This is a genomic window from Gemmatimonas sp. (genome assembly GCF_027531815.1).
GTDB lineage: Bacteria > Gemmatimonadota > Gemmatimonadetes > Gemmatimonadales > Gemmatimonadaceae > Gemmatimonas.
Genome location: NZ_JAPZSK010000020.1, coordinates 15,658 through 31,572, shown reverse-complemented (window position 1 = coordinate 31,572; position 15,915 = coordinate 15,658). Strand labels below are relative to the sequence as shown.

The window sequence follows — 15,915 nt, the reverse complement described above, 5'->3', positions numbered from 1 at the left end:
GCTGTGCGCCCCCACGATGAGATAGGCGATGGTCTCCTGAAACTGCCGCGGCTCGACGATGGCGTAGACGCCGCGGTCGGCCTCATACACGGTGAACCAGGGCGACCCGACGTCCACTTGCCGCAGCCGCTGATTGACCGGCCGCGGTAGCTGCGTGCACCACGACGGCTCGGTGGCACCGGCCGAATCGGCGGCCGCCGTCGCGGGCGATGCTGTCGCGGGCGATGCCGTCGCGGGCGATGCCGTCGCGGCAGCGGGAGCCTGCCCGTCGCGTGGCGCCCGGGCGTCGGGGGCGCAGGCCGTGAGCAGGAGCGCCCCCAGCAGGGTCCGGGTGGCCGGGCCAGACCAGCGGCGCGCGGTCACGGGGCCTTCCACTCGCGCCGACGGTGCGTCCAACCGGCCACCGGCAGCTGCTGTTCGCACAGGAGCCGGGTGCGCAGCGTCTCGGCGGCGAGATGTGGGCATCACCGGGCCCCGCCCGTGGTGCTGGTCGCCGCCCGCAGCGCCTTCCGCCAGTTGGGGACGGCTAGCAGTTGCTCGCTGTTGGCACCGTCGATCACGGTCACGGCCATGCGCCCCGTCCGACACTCCAGATCCAAGGCGTTGGTGATGCGCGTCGGCCCCGGAACCTGTTCCCGCGTCCCCACCGTGACTGCCTCGCCGAGCGCCACCGCCACGCGCCAGAGTGCGCCGCCGTCCCGGCCGCGGAAGTACACCCACCGGCCATCGCCCGACCAGCACGGCCGCAGCTCACCGGCCACGGCGGCGGCACGGCTGTCGGTGCCGGTGGGGTGTTCGGTGAGCATGGGATCGGGCGCGGTGGCGCCCGCTCGCGTCAGCGTCCACGAGCCTACCAGCCGCGGCACCTGCATCGCGCTCCCCACCTCGGCATGACCCACGAGCGAGTCGCCCACCAGCACGGCGCGATGGTGCGCGTCGGGGGCGAGGAAGCGCGGGTCGCTGATGGTGAAGCTCAGTCCGGCGCTGTCGAGCGCGGCCGCGGCAACGGTGTAGGCGGCCGACCAGCCGGTGCCCACCTCGCGCCAAGTGAGCTGCGGGCGCGGCGCAGTACCCGACACGGTGAGGGTGACCGTGACGGGAGCGTCGAAGAGGCGCATGGTGCCGCTCCAGTCGCCAGCCAGCCGTTGCCAAGTCGGGGGCGTGCCGGCAGGGAGTGGCTGGAGGCGTGCGCCCGCGACGGGCGCCGTGGGGAGGGAGGCCACCGTGGCGATGGCGGCGTTGGCGTGGCCCTGCAGGAAAGCGGCGTCGCGGTCGGCGAGGGTGACCAGCGGCGCCACGGCGCCGGTCCATGTCACGCGAAAGGAATCCGCGAGCACGCGCCCCGAGACCGTGGCGGGGAGGGCGCGCGCGGGGGTGCGGGTGATGGTGGCCCAAAGTGTGACGGCGGCCAGGTAGGAACCGGCGGGGGAGGGGTGCGTGCCGTCGGGGTCGAAGAGCTCCAGCGCCGGGCGCTGGGCGCGCGCCTGCTGCCACGCGACCCCCACCGGGGCCAGGCGCGCCCCGGTCTCCGCGGCCAGGGCCGCGTACGCGCGCGTGAGGCGGTCCTGCGTTTCGGGGGTGGGACGGCGCGCCCACGTGAGGTAGAGCACCGGCGTCGCGCCCGCCGCCGCGATCTCGCGGATGAAGCGGCGGCCGAACTCGCGGAAGAGGTCGGGGTCGTTTACCGTGGGGCGCCCGTGGACCATCATCACCCCCAGCATGCTCTGTTCCTGCAGCACGACGTAGTCCCATCGGGTACGGCGGATGGCGGCCAGCGCCGCCCCGTCCAGCCAGTGGTCGCGCAGGGAAACGCCGGGTTGGGCAACCATCTCCGTGTGCACCGGACGCACCGGGCGCACGCCGCGGCCGAGGCTGGCCACGAGCCCCGGGAGGTCGTTGAAGTAGGTGTAGCTGTTGCCGATGAAGAGGACGCGAAGGGGGCGAGACTGGCCAGCGGCGGGGGCGGCGGCCACGGCAAGGCACAGCAGGCTCGCGGCGAGGCGACGGGTACGGGTCACGGCGCGAGGTTACGGCGCGCGGGTCACTGACGCAAGCACCGTCTGTCGTGGGGGGCGGGCCTCCACGATCCTCACGTCGTCTCGTCTTGTGGATGGCCAGGCCACATGGCAAGGCGGACCCGGGCACCGCACGCCTCCACCGACGGCGATAATCCCGAACGGCTCCGGAGCGAGGCCGCACTCGCGGCCTTGTGCAGCGCCAGCCCAGTCGAGGCGTCTTCCGGCCTGACCGTCCGGCAGCGGCTCAACCGCGGCGGTGATCGTCAGGCGGACCACGCCCTCTGGAGCGTCGCTCTCATCCGGGAGCTCCTCCCGCTGATCATCGCGGACGTCCGTGCCCGCCGTGAACCGTGCTGGACATAGGAGCGCATCAGGCAGCGAATCCATTCGAGCCGTGACGTCGCGCTGGCGGACGTCGCCGACTCCAACGATATCGTCTACGATCACGCCCGTCGGCACAGCCACCTTGGTGGCGTCAGCCCCGAGGAGCATAAGGCGGCCCACAAGCGCGGTCGACGTCGTGCGCGTGCGCAAGTAGGTTACCCGACTCTCCACGAAGGCCTGGGAACTCCAACGTTCACTCCCGAGACCTCCCAACTTCCCCCCGTCGAATTTCAAACTGCGCGCCTGACGCCAAGCGCCCCGGTCATCACTGCGATGACCGGGGCGCTTGGCTGCATCATGCTGAAGGGAGGGACTACTCCCGTCGCCCCGGCCCTACCTGCCCGCGCAACTCACCACCGGGGTTTCGACGCGTATGGATGTTGAGGTACGTCGATCCGGCCCGCATACGCGTGACCAACGAGTCCCAGGTGAACGGCGCGACCATGAGCAACGAGGCCCGCGTCACACGGTTCTGGCGCAAGATGCCGCCCGAGGTGCCAACAGAGATATTGCCGATACCCGGCGCACGTGATGCTTCGGTTGGAACGAACCACGCCATGATTGGCCCATTCTGCCCGGCCACGTTGGCGTGGAAGTGGGCCATCGTGATCGAGTCGATGCCGGCTACGTAAATCTCGTACTGGAGCGTGTTCGGGTCCTCCAGCACCCAGTTGGCCCACCCGGTCGCGCTGGTGGTGACCGCCGGCACTTCGTTCGCGCCGCTCAGCGCAGTGGTGAAGTTCGTCTTCTCCGGCGCCGAGGCAGAAATGACCGCGTAGCTCTCGGAGCAGGCGGCGAGCCCCACGGCCGTCGCCAAGGCGGCGACGGACAGCATGCGATACGTCATGAGTCGTGGACTCCTCTTAAGCGTTGCGATCGATGCAGGCGACAAACTTGCTGTTGTTCGTCTCGATGAAGGGCACCGGATAGTTGACGTCAACCCCGTAGGCGCCGCCCTTGTGGAATGCACCCGTTGGGAAAACAGCCTCGGCGTTCCGTCCATACTGGCGTACGAGCCGGCGCAGATCGCCGAGGCGATGCCCGGTCAGGAACATCCAGTAGGCGCGTTCCCGAAACACCTGATCGACCTCGGCTGATGCGGCGGCCGGCCGGCTCATCGGCGGCAGCGCGGCGATCGCCGGGGGGCTGAACGCGGCCGGGAGCGCCGCGTTCGTGATCAGCGTTGGCAGCGCGGCACGTAACGTGTTGAGCGTGACGAGGTAATCACCACCGGTCCGCTGCTGGTTCTCCGCCTCGATCAGGCGCGCCTCGACGCCATCGGCCAGCACAACCGTCGCGGACCGATTCATGTACTTGGTCTGAACGTTCATCAACGTGATGTTGTCCGCACCAACGCGCGGGAAAAAGGGCGCACCATTACCACGCGGCGAGAACACCCGAGGATCCGTGGCTCCATCCGTGGCGAATGGCAGGCCGTTGATCCCTTCCCTGTCGCCAACCGAAAAGCGGGGGAAATTCTGCGTCGGCAGGAATACGCCGTTGTTCTGGCGCCCCGAGTTCTCGGAGTGGAACAGGTTGTACCGATAGTTCGTCGGTACGGCAGCAACGGCAGCCGCCGCGTCGGCAAAACGCCCAAGGTTGAGCAGCGCCCGTCCACGCCCGATGCGCGCCAGATTCAGAATTCTGCTCTGCTCTGCTGTCGGCGTCGCCGGCGTACCGATCAGCGCCAGGGCGGAGTCGAACTTGGCCACCGCCCGCGTATACAGCACCTGATTGGATAGCGGCTCGCCCAACTCCGGCGTGCCCGCGTCGACGTCGAACGTCGAGAGCGGAATGCCGTTGCAGTACATCTCAGCGAGCATGACGTATGTAAATGCGGCGAGCGCCTGGACTTCCGCCCGCGACGGGTTCGTCGGCTGCACTTGTGCGAAGGTGCGCTCCACGCGCTCGGCGGTGGCCCGGGCGCGCTGCAGCGACCGGTAAATCCCGTCGAGCGTGCCGTTGATCGGGTTGGTAGAGCGCACATCCATTTCGAACCGCGTCGGGAAGGTCTCAGCCCAGATGAACTCGTCGGCCAGGAGAGCGCCGAGCGTGATCACGCCATCCTCACCGCCGGCGCCCATCGCCACCTGAAAGTCGGAAATGACCGAGGCGCGCAGGGTCGGTAGCACGGCCGGATCCGCCAGCGAGCTGGGTGTGGCGACGTCCGGGTCATCGACGGCCAACAGGCTGTCCTTCGAGCAACCCGCAGTGGTCAGCAAGGCTGCCCCGAGGGGAACCATCATCAGGTGGCGCAGGGCACGAGCCCGTGGCGCCGACCCAGGCATGGAAGTCTTCATGGGAAGGGTCGGTTGAGTTAGAAGGTCAGGTTCAGACGCGCCGTGATCCGGCGTACCGGCGGCGCGGTCAGGAAGTCTTGGGTGCCGAAGTTGGAGCTTGTGACCGACAACACTTCCGGGTCGAATCCTGTGTAGTTCGTCCAGAGCGCGAGGTTGCGGCCGCCAACCGTGAGTGAGGCCGCAGCGGCGCGCATCTTCCGCGCCCAGCGCACCGGCAACGTGTACGTGCCGGCGATTTCACTCAACCGCACGAAGCTCGCATCCTCGATGTAGCCATCACTCGTGCCCATCGCGCGAGCGGTCGACTTGACCTGGTCACTCAGTGGCGCGTTGCGATCCCAGAAGTCGGGGCCATTGGCAAACCCGCCGTTGTTCCGGAACTCGCGCGTGTTGTTGTAGATCTTGTTGCCGCCCCGGTAATTCACCAGCGCCGTCAACTGCAGCGACTTGAACAACGTGACGCTCGTATTGAACGCCATTTCACGGGTCGGCAATGGCTGACCGATGTAGTCGAGCGAATCGGAGAGCACGATCTCGCAGCGGGGGCCACCCACCAGCTGGGGGTTGGCCAGTCCGCCATAGCTCGGACAATTGACCCGGCTGATGATCCCGTCGTTGTTGTGGTCGGTGTAGCTCAGAATCCGGCGCTGGAAGTATCCACCCGCCGGGAACCCCGAACGGAACTGCTGCGTGCCCAAAACGATCGGCGCGATGACCTGGCCATCGGCCGATCCCAGATCGACGATGCGGTTCGCGAATGTCGTGAACGTGATGTTCTGCTCGAAGCGGATCTTGTCATTGTCGATCGGCCGAACGGTGATCGACCCTTCCGCGCCGCGCGTGCGCATCAGCGACAGATTCACGAATTGGTTGGCCGCGACACCGAGTGATGGCGCCAGGGTACGCTGCACGAGCAGATCCGTGGTGTTGCGTCGAAATCCGGTGAATTCGCCCGAGAGGCGGGAATTGAACGCGGAGAACTCGAAGCCGGCTTCCGTCTCCGCCGTGATCTCGGGGCTCAGGAAGGCATTGCCCACCGGGCCCCCAATGGTGACCGCCGGCAAGTTGGCCGACGCATCCGTGATGTTGACCGACACCGGATTGAAGAACGTCTGCGACTGGCGGAAGCCAGGCCGCTGACCGGCGCGCCCGTAGGCGGCGCGCAAGCGCAGCGTATTGAGGAAATCCCACTTCGGGAACCAATCCTCCTCGCTGATCACATACGACGAGGTCAGACTGGGGTAATAGGTCCACCCCGCCGCTGAATTGCCGAACACCGAGGCGTCGTCGAAGCGTAGTGCCGCCGTGACGAACAGGCGGTCACTCAGCTCGAACCGCTGCTCGGCAAACCCGGCCACCGTCACGATTTTCTGGTTGACTTCGTTGACCGTGAAGCGGGCGCTCGCGCCGTTCAACGAGGACGTGCCGGGCAGCAGCACGGCGCCGCTGGCATCCGTTCGGCGTACCTGCTCGTTGAGATACTGACCACCCACCGTCGTCGCCGAGCGAATCCTGTCGGTGAGGTTGAAGGTGCTGGTCAACGAGCCCGTGGCCGAGAGCGACGGGATGTAGGACTTGGATTGGAAACGCGAGCCTTCCACGGATGCGGCGTTCAGAAACACGCGGCCGGGCGGCACCAGGGTCGCGTCGTCGCGCCGGAGAATGTCACCGCCAACCCGCATCGTGCCCTTGAGCCAGCTCTTGGGGGTCCAGTTCAGCGTGTTCGCCAGCACCAGGCGCTGGATGTTCTGCTGCTGCTCCTGCACGAAGTACTGCGTCACCGGCACGTTCGAACTCACGTAGCCGCGCGAAAGTGAGTCGTTGTTGGCCGCGCACTCCGCGATACGCGAGCGCGTCGTCGGGTTGCAGTCGAACGCGCCACCGAGCAAGCCGGCGGACAGCGTGCCGGCAAAGAGGTTATCGTTGAGCGGGAAGCCCGACGAGCTGTTCAGGTAGCCGATATTGACCACCGCCTGCAGCGAGGACAGCACGTTGGCCGTCACGTTCGCCCGCAGGTTGCGCCGGTAGAGGTTGTTGGGCGCGAAGATGCCGCGATCCTGCTCGATGTCCGCGGCGAGGTAGTACTGCGCATCCTGCCCGCCACCTGAGACGGAGAGGCCGTAGCCCTCGTTGCCCCCGGTACGGAACGGGTTTTCGTTGATGAAGGGGCTGTTCTTGTACAGTGTGTCCGGCGTCGTGCAGGTACGCAGCGCCTGCGCTTCACGCGAGCAGGCACCAACGCGGGCACCGGCCGCATTTCGCCCGACCTGACGGTAGTTGACCAGCAGCAGGGCATCGTTCGACAGCGAGCCAGTCGTCGACAGGTCCAGCCGCGTTTCCTGTTGGCCGACCTCGCCGTAGAAGTTCCAGCGCGCCTTGCCCGCTTTGCCCCGCTTGGTGGTGATCTGGATGACACCATTGGCGGCGCCGGTGCCGTAGAGCGCGGTTGCCGCCGGCCCCTTGATCACCTGAATGTCCTCGATGTCTTCCGGGTTGATGTCATCGAAGCGCGACGATTGCGCACCACCGATGCCGAAGGTCAGCCCGCCCACGTTGTTGTTGGCAAAGACGCCGTCGATCACCAGCAGCGGATCGTTCGACAGGTTGATCGAGGTCACGCCGCGCAAGCGGATACGGCTACCAACGCCGCTCGTTCCCGCCCCCTGCTGCACCACGATGCCGGGGGTACGCGCGGCCAACACCTGCGAGAAGTTGGCGACCGTCGCTGGATTGAAGGCGCCCGAGTCAATGCGGCTGATGGAGGCCCCAATCTCGCGCTTGCGCTGCTGCTCACCGGTCGCTGAGATGGTGATCGCGTCGAGGTTCGTGGCGGCCACGCTGAGCGCGAAATTGGCCGTCGCCGTGCCGCCGGCGGTTACCGTGACGCTGGCCACTCCTTGGGAATAGCCCAGGCGAATCGCACGCACGGTATACGTCCCGGCCGGAACGCCGGCGATACGGTAGGTGCCGTTCGCGTCTGAACGACCCGCGAGCACGCTGCCCACGACCTGGAGCCGGACGTCGGACAGCGGTCCCTTGGTGCCGAGGTCGGTCACCCTTCCGGTTACCGCGCCAGTTGCTGCCTGGCCCCCTGCCCCCCGGCTCGTGCCGGCAAGTGACAGCAGCAATGCCACCGCGAGCGTGACACGTGATCTAATCAACTGCATGTAACTGCCTCCTAAGAGGGACGAGGGGATGGATAGTCCGCCGCGCGGCACGGTGGTCGTCTGCTGCGCTGCGTTCCAGCGAACTCGTGCAGGGGAGCCCGGCGGAGCGCCGGGCAGGAAAGCATAACACCGCCTGTCCCTGCTCGCACTAAGTACGAGACGCCCTCGGATGGGACCAGACGGTCCGCCACGAGCGCTTCGCGCGCATCCGCTGCGAGAACTGTGCACACGAGTACTTGCTCGCCTTCTCGCGCCGTACAGTTCGTCCCAGACATGGCGCGGCGACGGGTGCCGAGCGCGTGGCCCTGGACGGACGGGGGGTATCCCCGTAGCATGCCGGAGCACACGGTTGACCATTGGCTCGATCCGCAGATTCATTCGTCCCTCCCGCAATGCCCCGCCTCGTCCGCGGTCTTCACGAGCGACTCGTCACACGTCTCCTGGAGCGCGATCTTGCCGCGCTGGAGTCGCACCTGAGCGCCGATTGCGCACCCCTGCGCGATGCCGATGCGGCAGACCGACTGGTGCTGCACCTGAGCCGAGTGATTGAACGCGCCATTGATGCGCTGCCGGACAGGGATCGCGCCAAGCTTGGTGCCGACCTTTCGCGGCGGCTGATCGAAGAGCTGGCGAAAGAGTCCCGATTCGCCGCGGCCGACTTTGCGCTGGAGAGGCCGCTTGATCCGCCACAGCAGCTGAGGGCCGTACGCGCTGCGCTCCCCGACGGCACGCCCGAACACATTTCGCAACCGCTCATCCCGCTGCTCGACACCACGTTGCTGACCAACTCGCCTGGTGAACCCAACGTCGGGCATCAGGTGCAGGCGGAGATCGCCTCCGCCGATCGCATCGATCTGGTGATGGCGTTCATCCGGCGTACAGGTATCCGGCCGCTGCGAGAAGCGCTCACGCGCCACGTACAGGCCGGCCGCAGGCTACGGGTGCTCACCACGGTGTACACCGGCTCCACCGAAGCCGAGGCGCTGGAGCTGCTCAAGGATCTTGGGGCAGACGTCCGCGTGTCGTACGACACCACCGGAACACGACTGCATGCGAAGTCGTGGCTGTTCCACCGGGAGAGTGCGTTCAGTACGGCGTACGTGGGGTCTTCCAACCTCACGCACAGCGCGCAGGTGAGTGGCCTTGAATGGAACGTGCGCGTCTCCGAAGCGCGAAACCGCGCCGTCATCGAGAAACTGGCCGCAGTATTTGAGAGCTACTGGCAGCAGCCGGATTTTGAACCGTACGACTCAGCCCGCTTCGCCGCGGCGACCAGCCGGGAGCGCCCGGCCTCCTCGTTCCACCTCCCACCCACGGAGATTCGCCTCGAGCCGTTCCAGGAACGCCTTCTCGAGCAGGTCGCGCTCGCACGAGAGGAGGGCCGTCATCGCAACCTGCTCGTATCTGCCACCGGTACCGGCAAGACGGTCATGGCGGCGGTGGACTATGCCCGGCTTCGCACCCGGTTGCCACGTGGCCGTCTGCTGTTCATAGCCCATCGCGAGGAGATCCTGGCCCAGGCGCAGGCGACATTCGCCCAGGCGCTTCGTGATCCCTCGTTCGGGGAACGGTGGGTTGGTGGTGACCGCCCCTCGCGATGGGAACAGGTGTTCGCGTCCGTGCAATCACTCAGCGCGAACAGCCTGGAGCACCTCGATCCGACACACTTCGATGTGGTGATCGTCGACGAGTTCCATCACGCTGCCGCGTCGTCGTACGAACGGGTACTCGCCCGCCTGCAGCCGCGTGAACTACTCGGCCTTACGGCCACACCAGAGCGCAGCGATGGGCTCTCCATCCTGCAGTGGTTCGACGGGCGAATTGCAGCCGAGCTACGGCTGTGGGATGCGATCGATCAGCATCGGTTGGTCCCGTTCGCGTACTTCGGCGTTACGGATTCTCTCGATCTCACCGATATCCCGTGGACGCGCGGTCGTGGCTATGACACCGCAGCACTGACCGGGGTGATCACCAGCACCGACGTGTGGGCGCGTCAGGTGCTCAAGCAGTGCGCCGAATACCTCGGCCCGCTCAACGCAGTCCGTGCGCTTGGCTTCTGCGTGAGCGTCGATCACGCGCGATACATGGCACGTGTCTTCGCGGAGCATGGCGTCGCCGCGCGCGCCGTTCATGGTACGACACCTGCAGAAGAGCGTGAGGACGCCCTGCGGCAACTCGCGGTGGGCACCGTGAACGTGGTGTTCTCGGTGGACCTGTTCAATGAAGGCGTAGACGTGCCAGCAGTGGATACGCTGCTCATGCTGCGCCCCACGGACAGTCCGGTGCTTTTTGTGCAGCAGCTGGGGCGAGGGCTGCGCAAGGCGAATGGCAAGGCGCTGTGTACCGTGCTGGACTTCGTGGGGCAGCATCGCAAGGAGTTCCGGTTCGACCGCCGTCTTGGCGGCCTCCTCGGCGGGACACGGCGCCAGATCGAGGAGCAGGTGAAGCTTGGCTTCCCGTTCCTCCCGGCAGGCTGCCAGATGCAGCTCGAGCCTGTGGCGCGCGAGCGTATTCTGGACAGCATCAAGCAGAGCGTTCCGTCGCGGAAGAACGATCGGTCACGTGAACTGATGGCGTTGGCGGTGCAGCGGCCGAACGTGTCGCTCGCCGACTACCTGGCCGAGACAGGGCTCGAGCTGGAGGAGGTCTACGCGGGTGGTAGCGACTCGTGGAGCGCCATGCGCGAGCGTGCCGGATTGGCCGTACCCGCGGCTGGACCGCTCGAGGAGACGCTCCGCAAGGCGCTCTCCCGGTTGCTGCACGTGGATGATCGAGAACGACTCGATGCGTGGCGGGCGTGGCTCGCGTTGCCGGCCAGTGTGGATGCTGAAGAAGCAACCCGTGAGGGCTGTCTGGTGCGCATGCTGCTTTCGCAGCTGCTCGAGAGCATTGCAGACGACAAACCTTCGTTTGCCGTTGGAGCACAGTTGCTACTGGCTCATCCCGCTGTGTGCGCCGAGCTGGTGGAGCTGTGTGATGTGCTGGCTGGGCGAGTGAAGCACCTCTCAGTGCCGTTGAACGGATTCCACGACGTACCGCTGCGCGTGAACGCGCGGTACACGCGTCGAGAGATCCTTGTGGCCAGCCGTGAGAGTACCGACGTGCGTGGCAGCACATGGCGCGAGGGAGTTCGTTTCGCAGACCAGATGCCGGCCGATCTATTGGCGTTTACCCTCGACAAGACCGAGGGTCAGTTCTCGCCCACCACCCGCTACCGCGACTACGCCATCAGCCGCGAGCTCATTCACTGGGAGAGTCAGTCCACAACGCGCGCTGGCAGCCCCACGGGGCTTCGCTATCAACAGCATGAGGCGCGCGGCAGCCAGATCTGGCTCTTCGCGCGCCTCAACTCAGGAGAGCGGGCGTTCACCTTTCTTGGCCCGGCAACGTATGTGTCACACGTTGGAGAGGCGCCTATGGCAATCACGTGGCGTCTGTACCATGCCCTGCCAGGTGACCTGTTCCAAGCGTTTGCCGCGGCGGTGGCGTAGTGGCCGAGGCTCAAGCCCGCTCGTAATGTGCCGCGCACTTCCCGAGGTCGACGCCGGCCGATTACTCCGGCGCCGCCGCCCCCGGGTCCCGCGTCACACTGAACCCCTGCAGCCACCCCTGGAAACGCGAGTTGGGGTTGCGATCGCGCAGCGGCACCTGCACCAGGTACGCCCACCCGTACTCCCACGCGCCATCGGCCTGCGTGCGACGCACGCGCGTACGGGTGAACATGTAGTGGCGCCGCGCCACGACCACGCCGCGCACGATCCGCGACGGCACCCGGTCTTTCCCCCCCACGAACGCCACCCGATCGCCCACAGCCAGCGGCGGCAGTGCCGGTTGCGGCGCGTCGTGCATGGCCACCACATAGGGCGCGGTGGGCGTAGGCGCAGACCCGAAGGACACGATGGGAGCCGACAGCATGCTGAGGCTGAGCGCCGCCTCCACCCCCACGTCGAAGAGCAGCATGGCACTGGGGAACCGCCCCACCACCGCGTTGTCCAGCACCGACTGGTTGTCGCTCACCGCCGCGGGCACCGGCGAAGCCGACCCCGGCCCACGCGCGCCGCTCTTCACGGGCGGGTCGCCACCCAGCAGCGGACGGGCGGCAAGCACCGTCAACGTGGCCACGCTCGCGGCGCGACGCGTGACCCCCAACCAGCGCGCACTGGGCGCTGAAAAAGCACGCGGTGCAGTCACCAGAACCGTCCTAACTCGAGCACAAGTCCGTGTCGTTCCACCGGGTCATTGGGGAACTTGTACCCCGCCACGAAGATCCAGTTCTTCGAGTGGTACAGGAGCCCCGGAATGAGATTCGAGGAGTTGTGGCGCCCCGAGAACCACTCCATGACGAGCACGAAGTGGTGGGGCAGCGGCTGCTCGATGCCCCCAAGGAGCGTCCACGCGTCCTTGTCGAGCACCTGGCGCGTCGCGTAGCCGCCCCCGGCCGTGATGCGCGTTTCCAACATGGGGATACGCGCACTGAGATGCGAGTAGGCCCACGTGCCCACCCCGCGCCCCTGTAACGACACCGGCAGCATGTAGCCGTAGGTCAACTGCACCTCGCGGCGGGCTAGGCGATCGGTGAACAGGCGCTGGGCCCCCTTGAAGCCCAAGCCGAGCGTCACGTTGTCGCTGCGTGGTGTGCGAAGATTGTACAGCGTCGCGGCCAGCTCGAATCGGTCAGTGACGCCGTAGGTGTAAAAATGCGTCATGGCCCACGCGGTGGGCTTCGTCCCCGCCAGCTGCGTCTCGTGCATGACGAACTGCTTGCCGCGCGGCGTCTGGTCGGCCGAGGGCAGGTTGATGATCGCCTGCTGCGCGCCCACCGCCGACGGGGCAAACACCGGCCCAACGGCGAGCCACGCACCAACCCCCGCTGCACCCCACCCTCGGCGGACCGCGCGGCGGAACATTCGTGAAGACAATGACGGCATGGGCGATAACCGGAAATGGGAGGCCCACGCGGCGACGCCCGCGCACGACCACGCGCAACAACGCGCGCGGGGGCGGACTCGGTTCCAGCGGGTGGTCTGCTACTGGCGCACGCCCGTCATTGGTAACAGGCTCCATGGCATGAACTCCCGATTCAACGCCGCCGACCTGCAGGCCATGCTCGACGAGATGGAGCGCGAGGCGCCCTTCTCCTCGCTCGACGCGCTCAATGCCCGTCTGGTGCAGCGGATGCAGCAGTACAACACCACTCCTCAGCCGGAACTGGGAGGGCTCTCCCCTGACCAGACGGCGCAGCTCCTGTATGGCGACTGGGCGACCGCTGGCGCGTTCCGGGTCTCCGGCGAGGCCGCACCCGCGGCGCTGCTGGCGGTGCCGATCGTGGCGGACGCACGCCTGCTCATGACGTACCTCGACGCCAACGGGCCGGTCAAGCTCACGCCGAAGGGCAACCTGACGCGCGCGGCCGTAGCCGAGTTGGCACCACAGCTGCGTACGGAGGCGCTGAACGAGGAGGCATTCGACCTCGCTCCCCTCCCGGTGCGCAATGAGGACGACGTGCGGTGGCTTCCGGTGCTCAAACATGTCCTGCTCTTCGGCAAGCTGGCCACCAAGCGCAAGGGGCTCCTGCTCAGCGCGCGCGGGCGTACGCTCCTGCCGGAACCGCAGGTGGGCGCCCTGTTCGTGGAGCTTTTTCGCACCTTCTTCCGGCAATTCGACCTGCAGTACCTGTACAGCGGTACGCCGCACCTGGGACTGCAGCAGACGCTCCCCTACACGTTCTACCAACTCGGCCGCACGGCACACGACTGGACGCCACTCGTGCCGCTCGCCGAGGCCGCGTGGCTGCTCAGCGCCCGGGACCCGTTCGCGAGCTGGGAGCGTGATCATCCCGAGGCGCGCTTCAATGCGTTCCGGTACCGGGTCCTGGAGCCGCTGGTGCATTTTGGTCTGCTGGAGCGCCGACTGCTCCCCGCTGAAGCCCTGTATCTGCGGCGCGCTGAGTTCCGGCGTACGTCGCTCTATGCCCAGCTGTTGCGGTTTGCGTTCACCGCACCGTGAACAGGAGATCGCCTTGCGTGCTCGGATGATTGCGCCGGTTCCGCACGCCCCCCCGCAGCCGTCGCGCGTGGTGTGCCTGCCCGTCACGCGCCGGTGTGCAGCACACCGAAGGCGCCGCGTTGCCGGCACCGCAGGCAGAAAATCCGGCCTATCGGCGAAGGGTGATGAGATCGGGGCACCCTCCAGCGTACCGCTTGTTGGCGGCGCTCAGAACGGCCGGATCGGTCCGTGCCCCGCATACACCGTGGTCGCCCCGCGGTCACGCAATCGCTGCCAGCTGGCCTGCGTCACCGCTGCCTCGGCATCGGTCATCAGCGCTGGGTGCGTGAGATCGCCGGTGAACACCTCGCCGCTGTCCAGCAGCAGGGAGACACTGTCGTCCGAATGACCGGGCGTGTGCAGAACCTCCCCCGCGATACCGACGCGCGCCAGCAGCGCCCGGCTCTCGGCGGCCGTGATCACGACGTTGTCGTGCAGTGTGATCTCGGTGAACCGGTCGGTGGGCTTGATGTGCCGGCGCATGAGCGGCATGCTCGGCAGTTGCACGTCGATCACCAGCAGCGGCACGCTGGCCAGCTTGAGATCCTGCGCCAGCCCGGCATGGTCGATGTGATAATGCGTCGCGAGGCCGTAGCGGATTTCACGCAGCGGGATGTCCATACGCTGCAGATTGCCGCGCAGCGTCTCCATGGTGCCGGGCCAGCCGAGATCGACGAGCAGGCGTGAGGTGCCGACGCTCACCACCCACACGTTGGTGGAGCGATAGCCGACGTTCACGATGCTGGGGCGCACGGTGGACACCATGCCGGAATCTGGCTTCGACGCGGGTGGGCGACCAGTGACGTGCGGTGCGTGCCGGTGTCGACCGCGATCGGGACACGCGTGCTCGCCGTGCCCTCTATGCCCGCCCCAGTCGCTCACCGACCTGCGCAACGCAGGTCGAGTGACCCTGGGTGACTTCGCCACCCTTGGTACTACCACGCCTTGCTGGCTTCGTCTGCAGCGGAGGAATTCGATGATGGTGCGCGCTACCGAGGAGTCCACCGGGCGACCGAGCGGAAGGCACCGCATGCCTGTGCCGCACGCCGTCGGATACCATTCCGCTGCAACGCATCGCACCCGGCTTGCGGCCGCAATAGTGCTACTTTAGTATCACTCATGCGCACGGAACTGGTCACCACCCTCAAACGTCAGGCCACGGAGTTGCTGGCCGAGCTCGAGCGTGACAGGGAACCCATCCTGATCACCCAGCATGGGTTGCCCAGCGCGTATCTGATCGACGTGGAGTCGTATCGTCGGCAGCAGGAGCGCATGACCATCCTTGAGGGAATCGCGCGCGGAGAAATGGCGGTCGCGGACGATCGTGTCGTTGCGCATGACGAGGCCAAGGTGCGACTGGGCAGGTGGCTGAAATAGTCTGGACCGAGCCGGCGCTCGCCGATCTGGAGGCGATCGCGGACTACACGGCCATCGAGAGCCGGGCAGCCGCCGCAGGGCAGGTGCAGCGCGTCGTCGCCCACATCGAGCACCTGGCCGCACACCCGAAGAGCGGTAGCCGACCGCCAGAGTTTCCGCGCAGCACACGCTACCGACAGATCGTGGAACCGCCCTGCCGGATCTTCTATCGAGTGGACGGCGAGCGGGTGCTGATCCTTCACGTGATGCGTTCGGAGCGGACGCTCCGCCCATCACGACTGACCCGCAGCGCTCGCAAACGCTAGCCGCGGCCCGGCGTGGCCATCGCGTCTCGCCTACATTCCGGCATGTCCGACGCCCCCACGACGCCGCGCCCCCCCGACCCCATGCACGGGGTCACGCTCAAGGCCATGATCGAGCACCTCGTGGAGCGCTACGGCTGGGACGGACTGGGCGAGCGCATCACCATCCGCTGCTTCACGCACGACCCCAGCGTGAACTCGTCGCTCAAGTTCCTGCGCAAGACGCCGTGGGCGCGCGAGAAGGTGGAGTCACTGTACCGCCATTCGGTGGCACACCCGCGCAAGACGCCCCGGGACGCCGCGGCCGGCGAGTAGAGTGCGC

General features: G+C 67.0%; 12 protein-coding genes and 3 pseudogenes. 7 read left to right on the top strand and 8 right to left on the bottom strand.

What is annotated here, in order from left to right; translation table 11 throughout:
• Both O9271_RS18120 and O9271_RS18115 read right to left on the bottom strand, forming a co-directional pair.
• A pseudogene (locus tag O9271_RS18120) lies at positions 1-363 on the bottom strand (hypothetical protein); the annotation flags it as partial.
• Positions 364-464: 101 nt separating this feature from the next.
• On the bottom strand, positions 465-2,018 hold the full coding sequence (locus O9271_RS18115; protein WP_298272884.1) for an SGNH/GDSL hydrolase family protein: 1,554 nt from the start codon (positions 2,016-2,018) through the stop codon (positions 465-467).
• A gap of 138 nt (positions 2,019-2,156) precedes the next feature.
• On the opposite strand from O9271_RS18115, the pseudogene O9271_RS18110 reads away from it, so the two are divergent.
• Positions 2,157-2,321, top strand: a pseudogene (locus tag O9271_RS18110) (transposase); the annotation flags it as partial.
• A gap of 60 nt (positions 2,322-2,381) precedes the next feature.
• Positions 2,382-2,504 (top strand): annotated as a pseudogene (locus tag O9271_RS18105) (IS3 family transposase); the annotation flags it as partial.
• Positions 2,505-2,715: 211 nt separating this feature from the next.
• Here the strand turns inward: O9271_RS18105 and O9271_RS18100 are convergent.
• The 3 genes from O9271_RS18100 to O9271_RS18090 are packed head-to-tail and all read right to left on the bottom strand — an operon-like array spanning position 2,716 to position 7,869.
• Complete coding sequence (locus O9271_RS18100) at positions 2,716-3,249, bottom strand: CHRD domain-containing protein (protein WP_298272881.1); 534 nt, start codon at positions 3,247-3,249, stop codon at positions 2,716-2,718.
• 16 nt (positions 3,250-3,265) lie between these two features.
• Positions 3,266-4,702, bottom strand: coding sequence for a hypothetical protein (locus tag O9271_RS18095; protein ID WP_298272879.1), 1,437 nt, complete (start codon positions 4,700-4,702; stop codon positions 3,266-3,268).
• Between the two features lie 17 nt (positions 4,703-4,719).
• A complete protein-coding gene (locus tag O9271_RS18090; protein WP_298272877.1) occupies positions 4,720-7,869 on the bottom strand; it encodes a SusC/RagA family TonB-linked outer membrane protein in 3,150 nt (1,049 codons plus the stop codon).
• A 392-nt stretch (positions 7,870-8,261) separates the two neighbouring features.
• On the opposite strand from O9271_RS18090, the gene O9271_RS18085 reads away from it, so the two are divergent.
• Complete coding sequence (locus O9271_RS18085) at positions 8,262-11,360, top strand: DUF3427 domain-containing protein (RefSeq protein WP_298272875.1); 3,099 nt, start codon at positions 8,262-8,264, stop codon at positions 11,358-11,360.
• Positions 11,361-11,421: 61 nt separating this feature from the next.
• Here O9271_RS18085 and O9271_RS18080 read toward each other — a convergent pair whose 3' ends face one another.
• On the bottom strand, positions 11,422-12,060 hold the full coding sequence (locus tag O9271_RS18080) for a hypothetical protein (RefSeq protein ID WP_298272873.1): 639 nt from the start codon (positions 12,058-12,060) through the stop codon (positions 11,422-11,424).
• Positions 12,057-12,776, bottom strand: a complete 720-nt coding sequence (locus O9271_RS18075; RefSeq protein WP_298272871.1) for a hypothetical protein — start codon at positions 12,774-12,776, stop codon at positions 12,057-12,059. Before O9271_RS18075 ends, O9271_RS18080 begins: the two co-directional genes overlap by 4 nt.
• Positions 12,777-12,936: 160 nt before the next feature.
• Here O9271_RS18075 and O9271_RS18070 point away from each other — a divergent pair, with 160 nt between their 5' ends.
• On the top strand, positions 12,937-13,875 hold the full coding sequence (locus tag O9271_RS18070) for a hypothetical protein (protein ID WP_298272869.1): 939 nt from the start codon (positions 12,937-12,939) through the stop codon (positions 13,873-13,875).
• A 207-nt stretch (positions 13,876-14,082) separates the two neighbouring features.
• Here the strand turns inward: O9271_RS18070 and O9271_RS18065 are convergent, their stop codons facing one another.
• On the bottom strand, positions 14,083-14,679 hold the full coding sequence (locus O9271_RS18065; RefSeq protein ID WP_298272867.1) for an MBL fold metallo-hydrolase: 597 nt from the start codon (positions 14,677-14,679) through the stop codon (positions 14,083-14,085).
• 354 nt (positions 14,680-15,033) lie between these two features.
• On the opposite strand from O9271_RS18065, the gene O9271_RS18060 reads away from it, so the two are divergent.
• From O9271_RS18060 to O9271_RS18050, 3 genes are read left to right on the top strand one after another with little or no spacing between them, the layout of a single operon-like run.
• Positions 15,034-15,291: a type II toxin-antitoxin system prevent-host-death family antitoxin gene (locus O9271_RS18060; protein ID WP_298272865.1), complete on the top strand. Its 258-nt coding sequence runs from the start codon at positions 15,034-15,036 to the stop codon at positions 15,289-15,291.
• Positions 15,279-15,596 carry a type II toxin-antitoxin system RelE/ParE family toxin gene (locus O9271_RS18055; RefSeq protein WP_298272863.1) on the top strand — a complete coding sequence of 106 codons (318 nt, stop codon included), beginning with the start codon at positions 15,279-15,281 and terminating at the stop codon, positions 15,594-15,596. Before O9271_RS18060 ends, O9271_RS18055 begins: the two co-directional genes overlap by 13 nt.
• Before the next feature lie 42 nt (positions 15,597-15,638).
• Entirely contained in the window at positions 15,639-15,908 is a 270-nt protein-coding gene (locus O9271_RS18050; protein WP_298272860.1) for a VF530 family protein, read from the top strand.
• Positions 15,909-15,915: the final 7 nt, after the last annotated feature.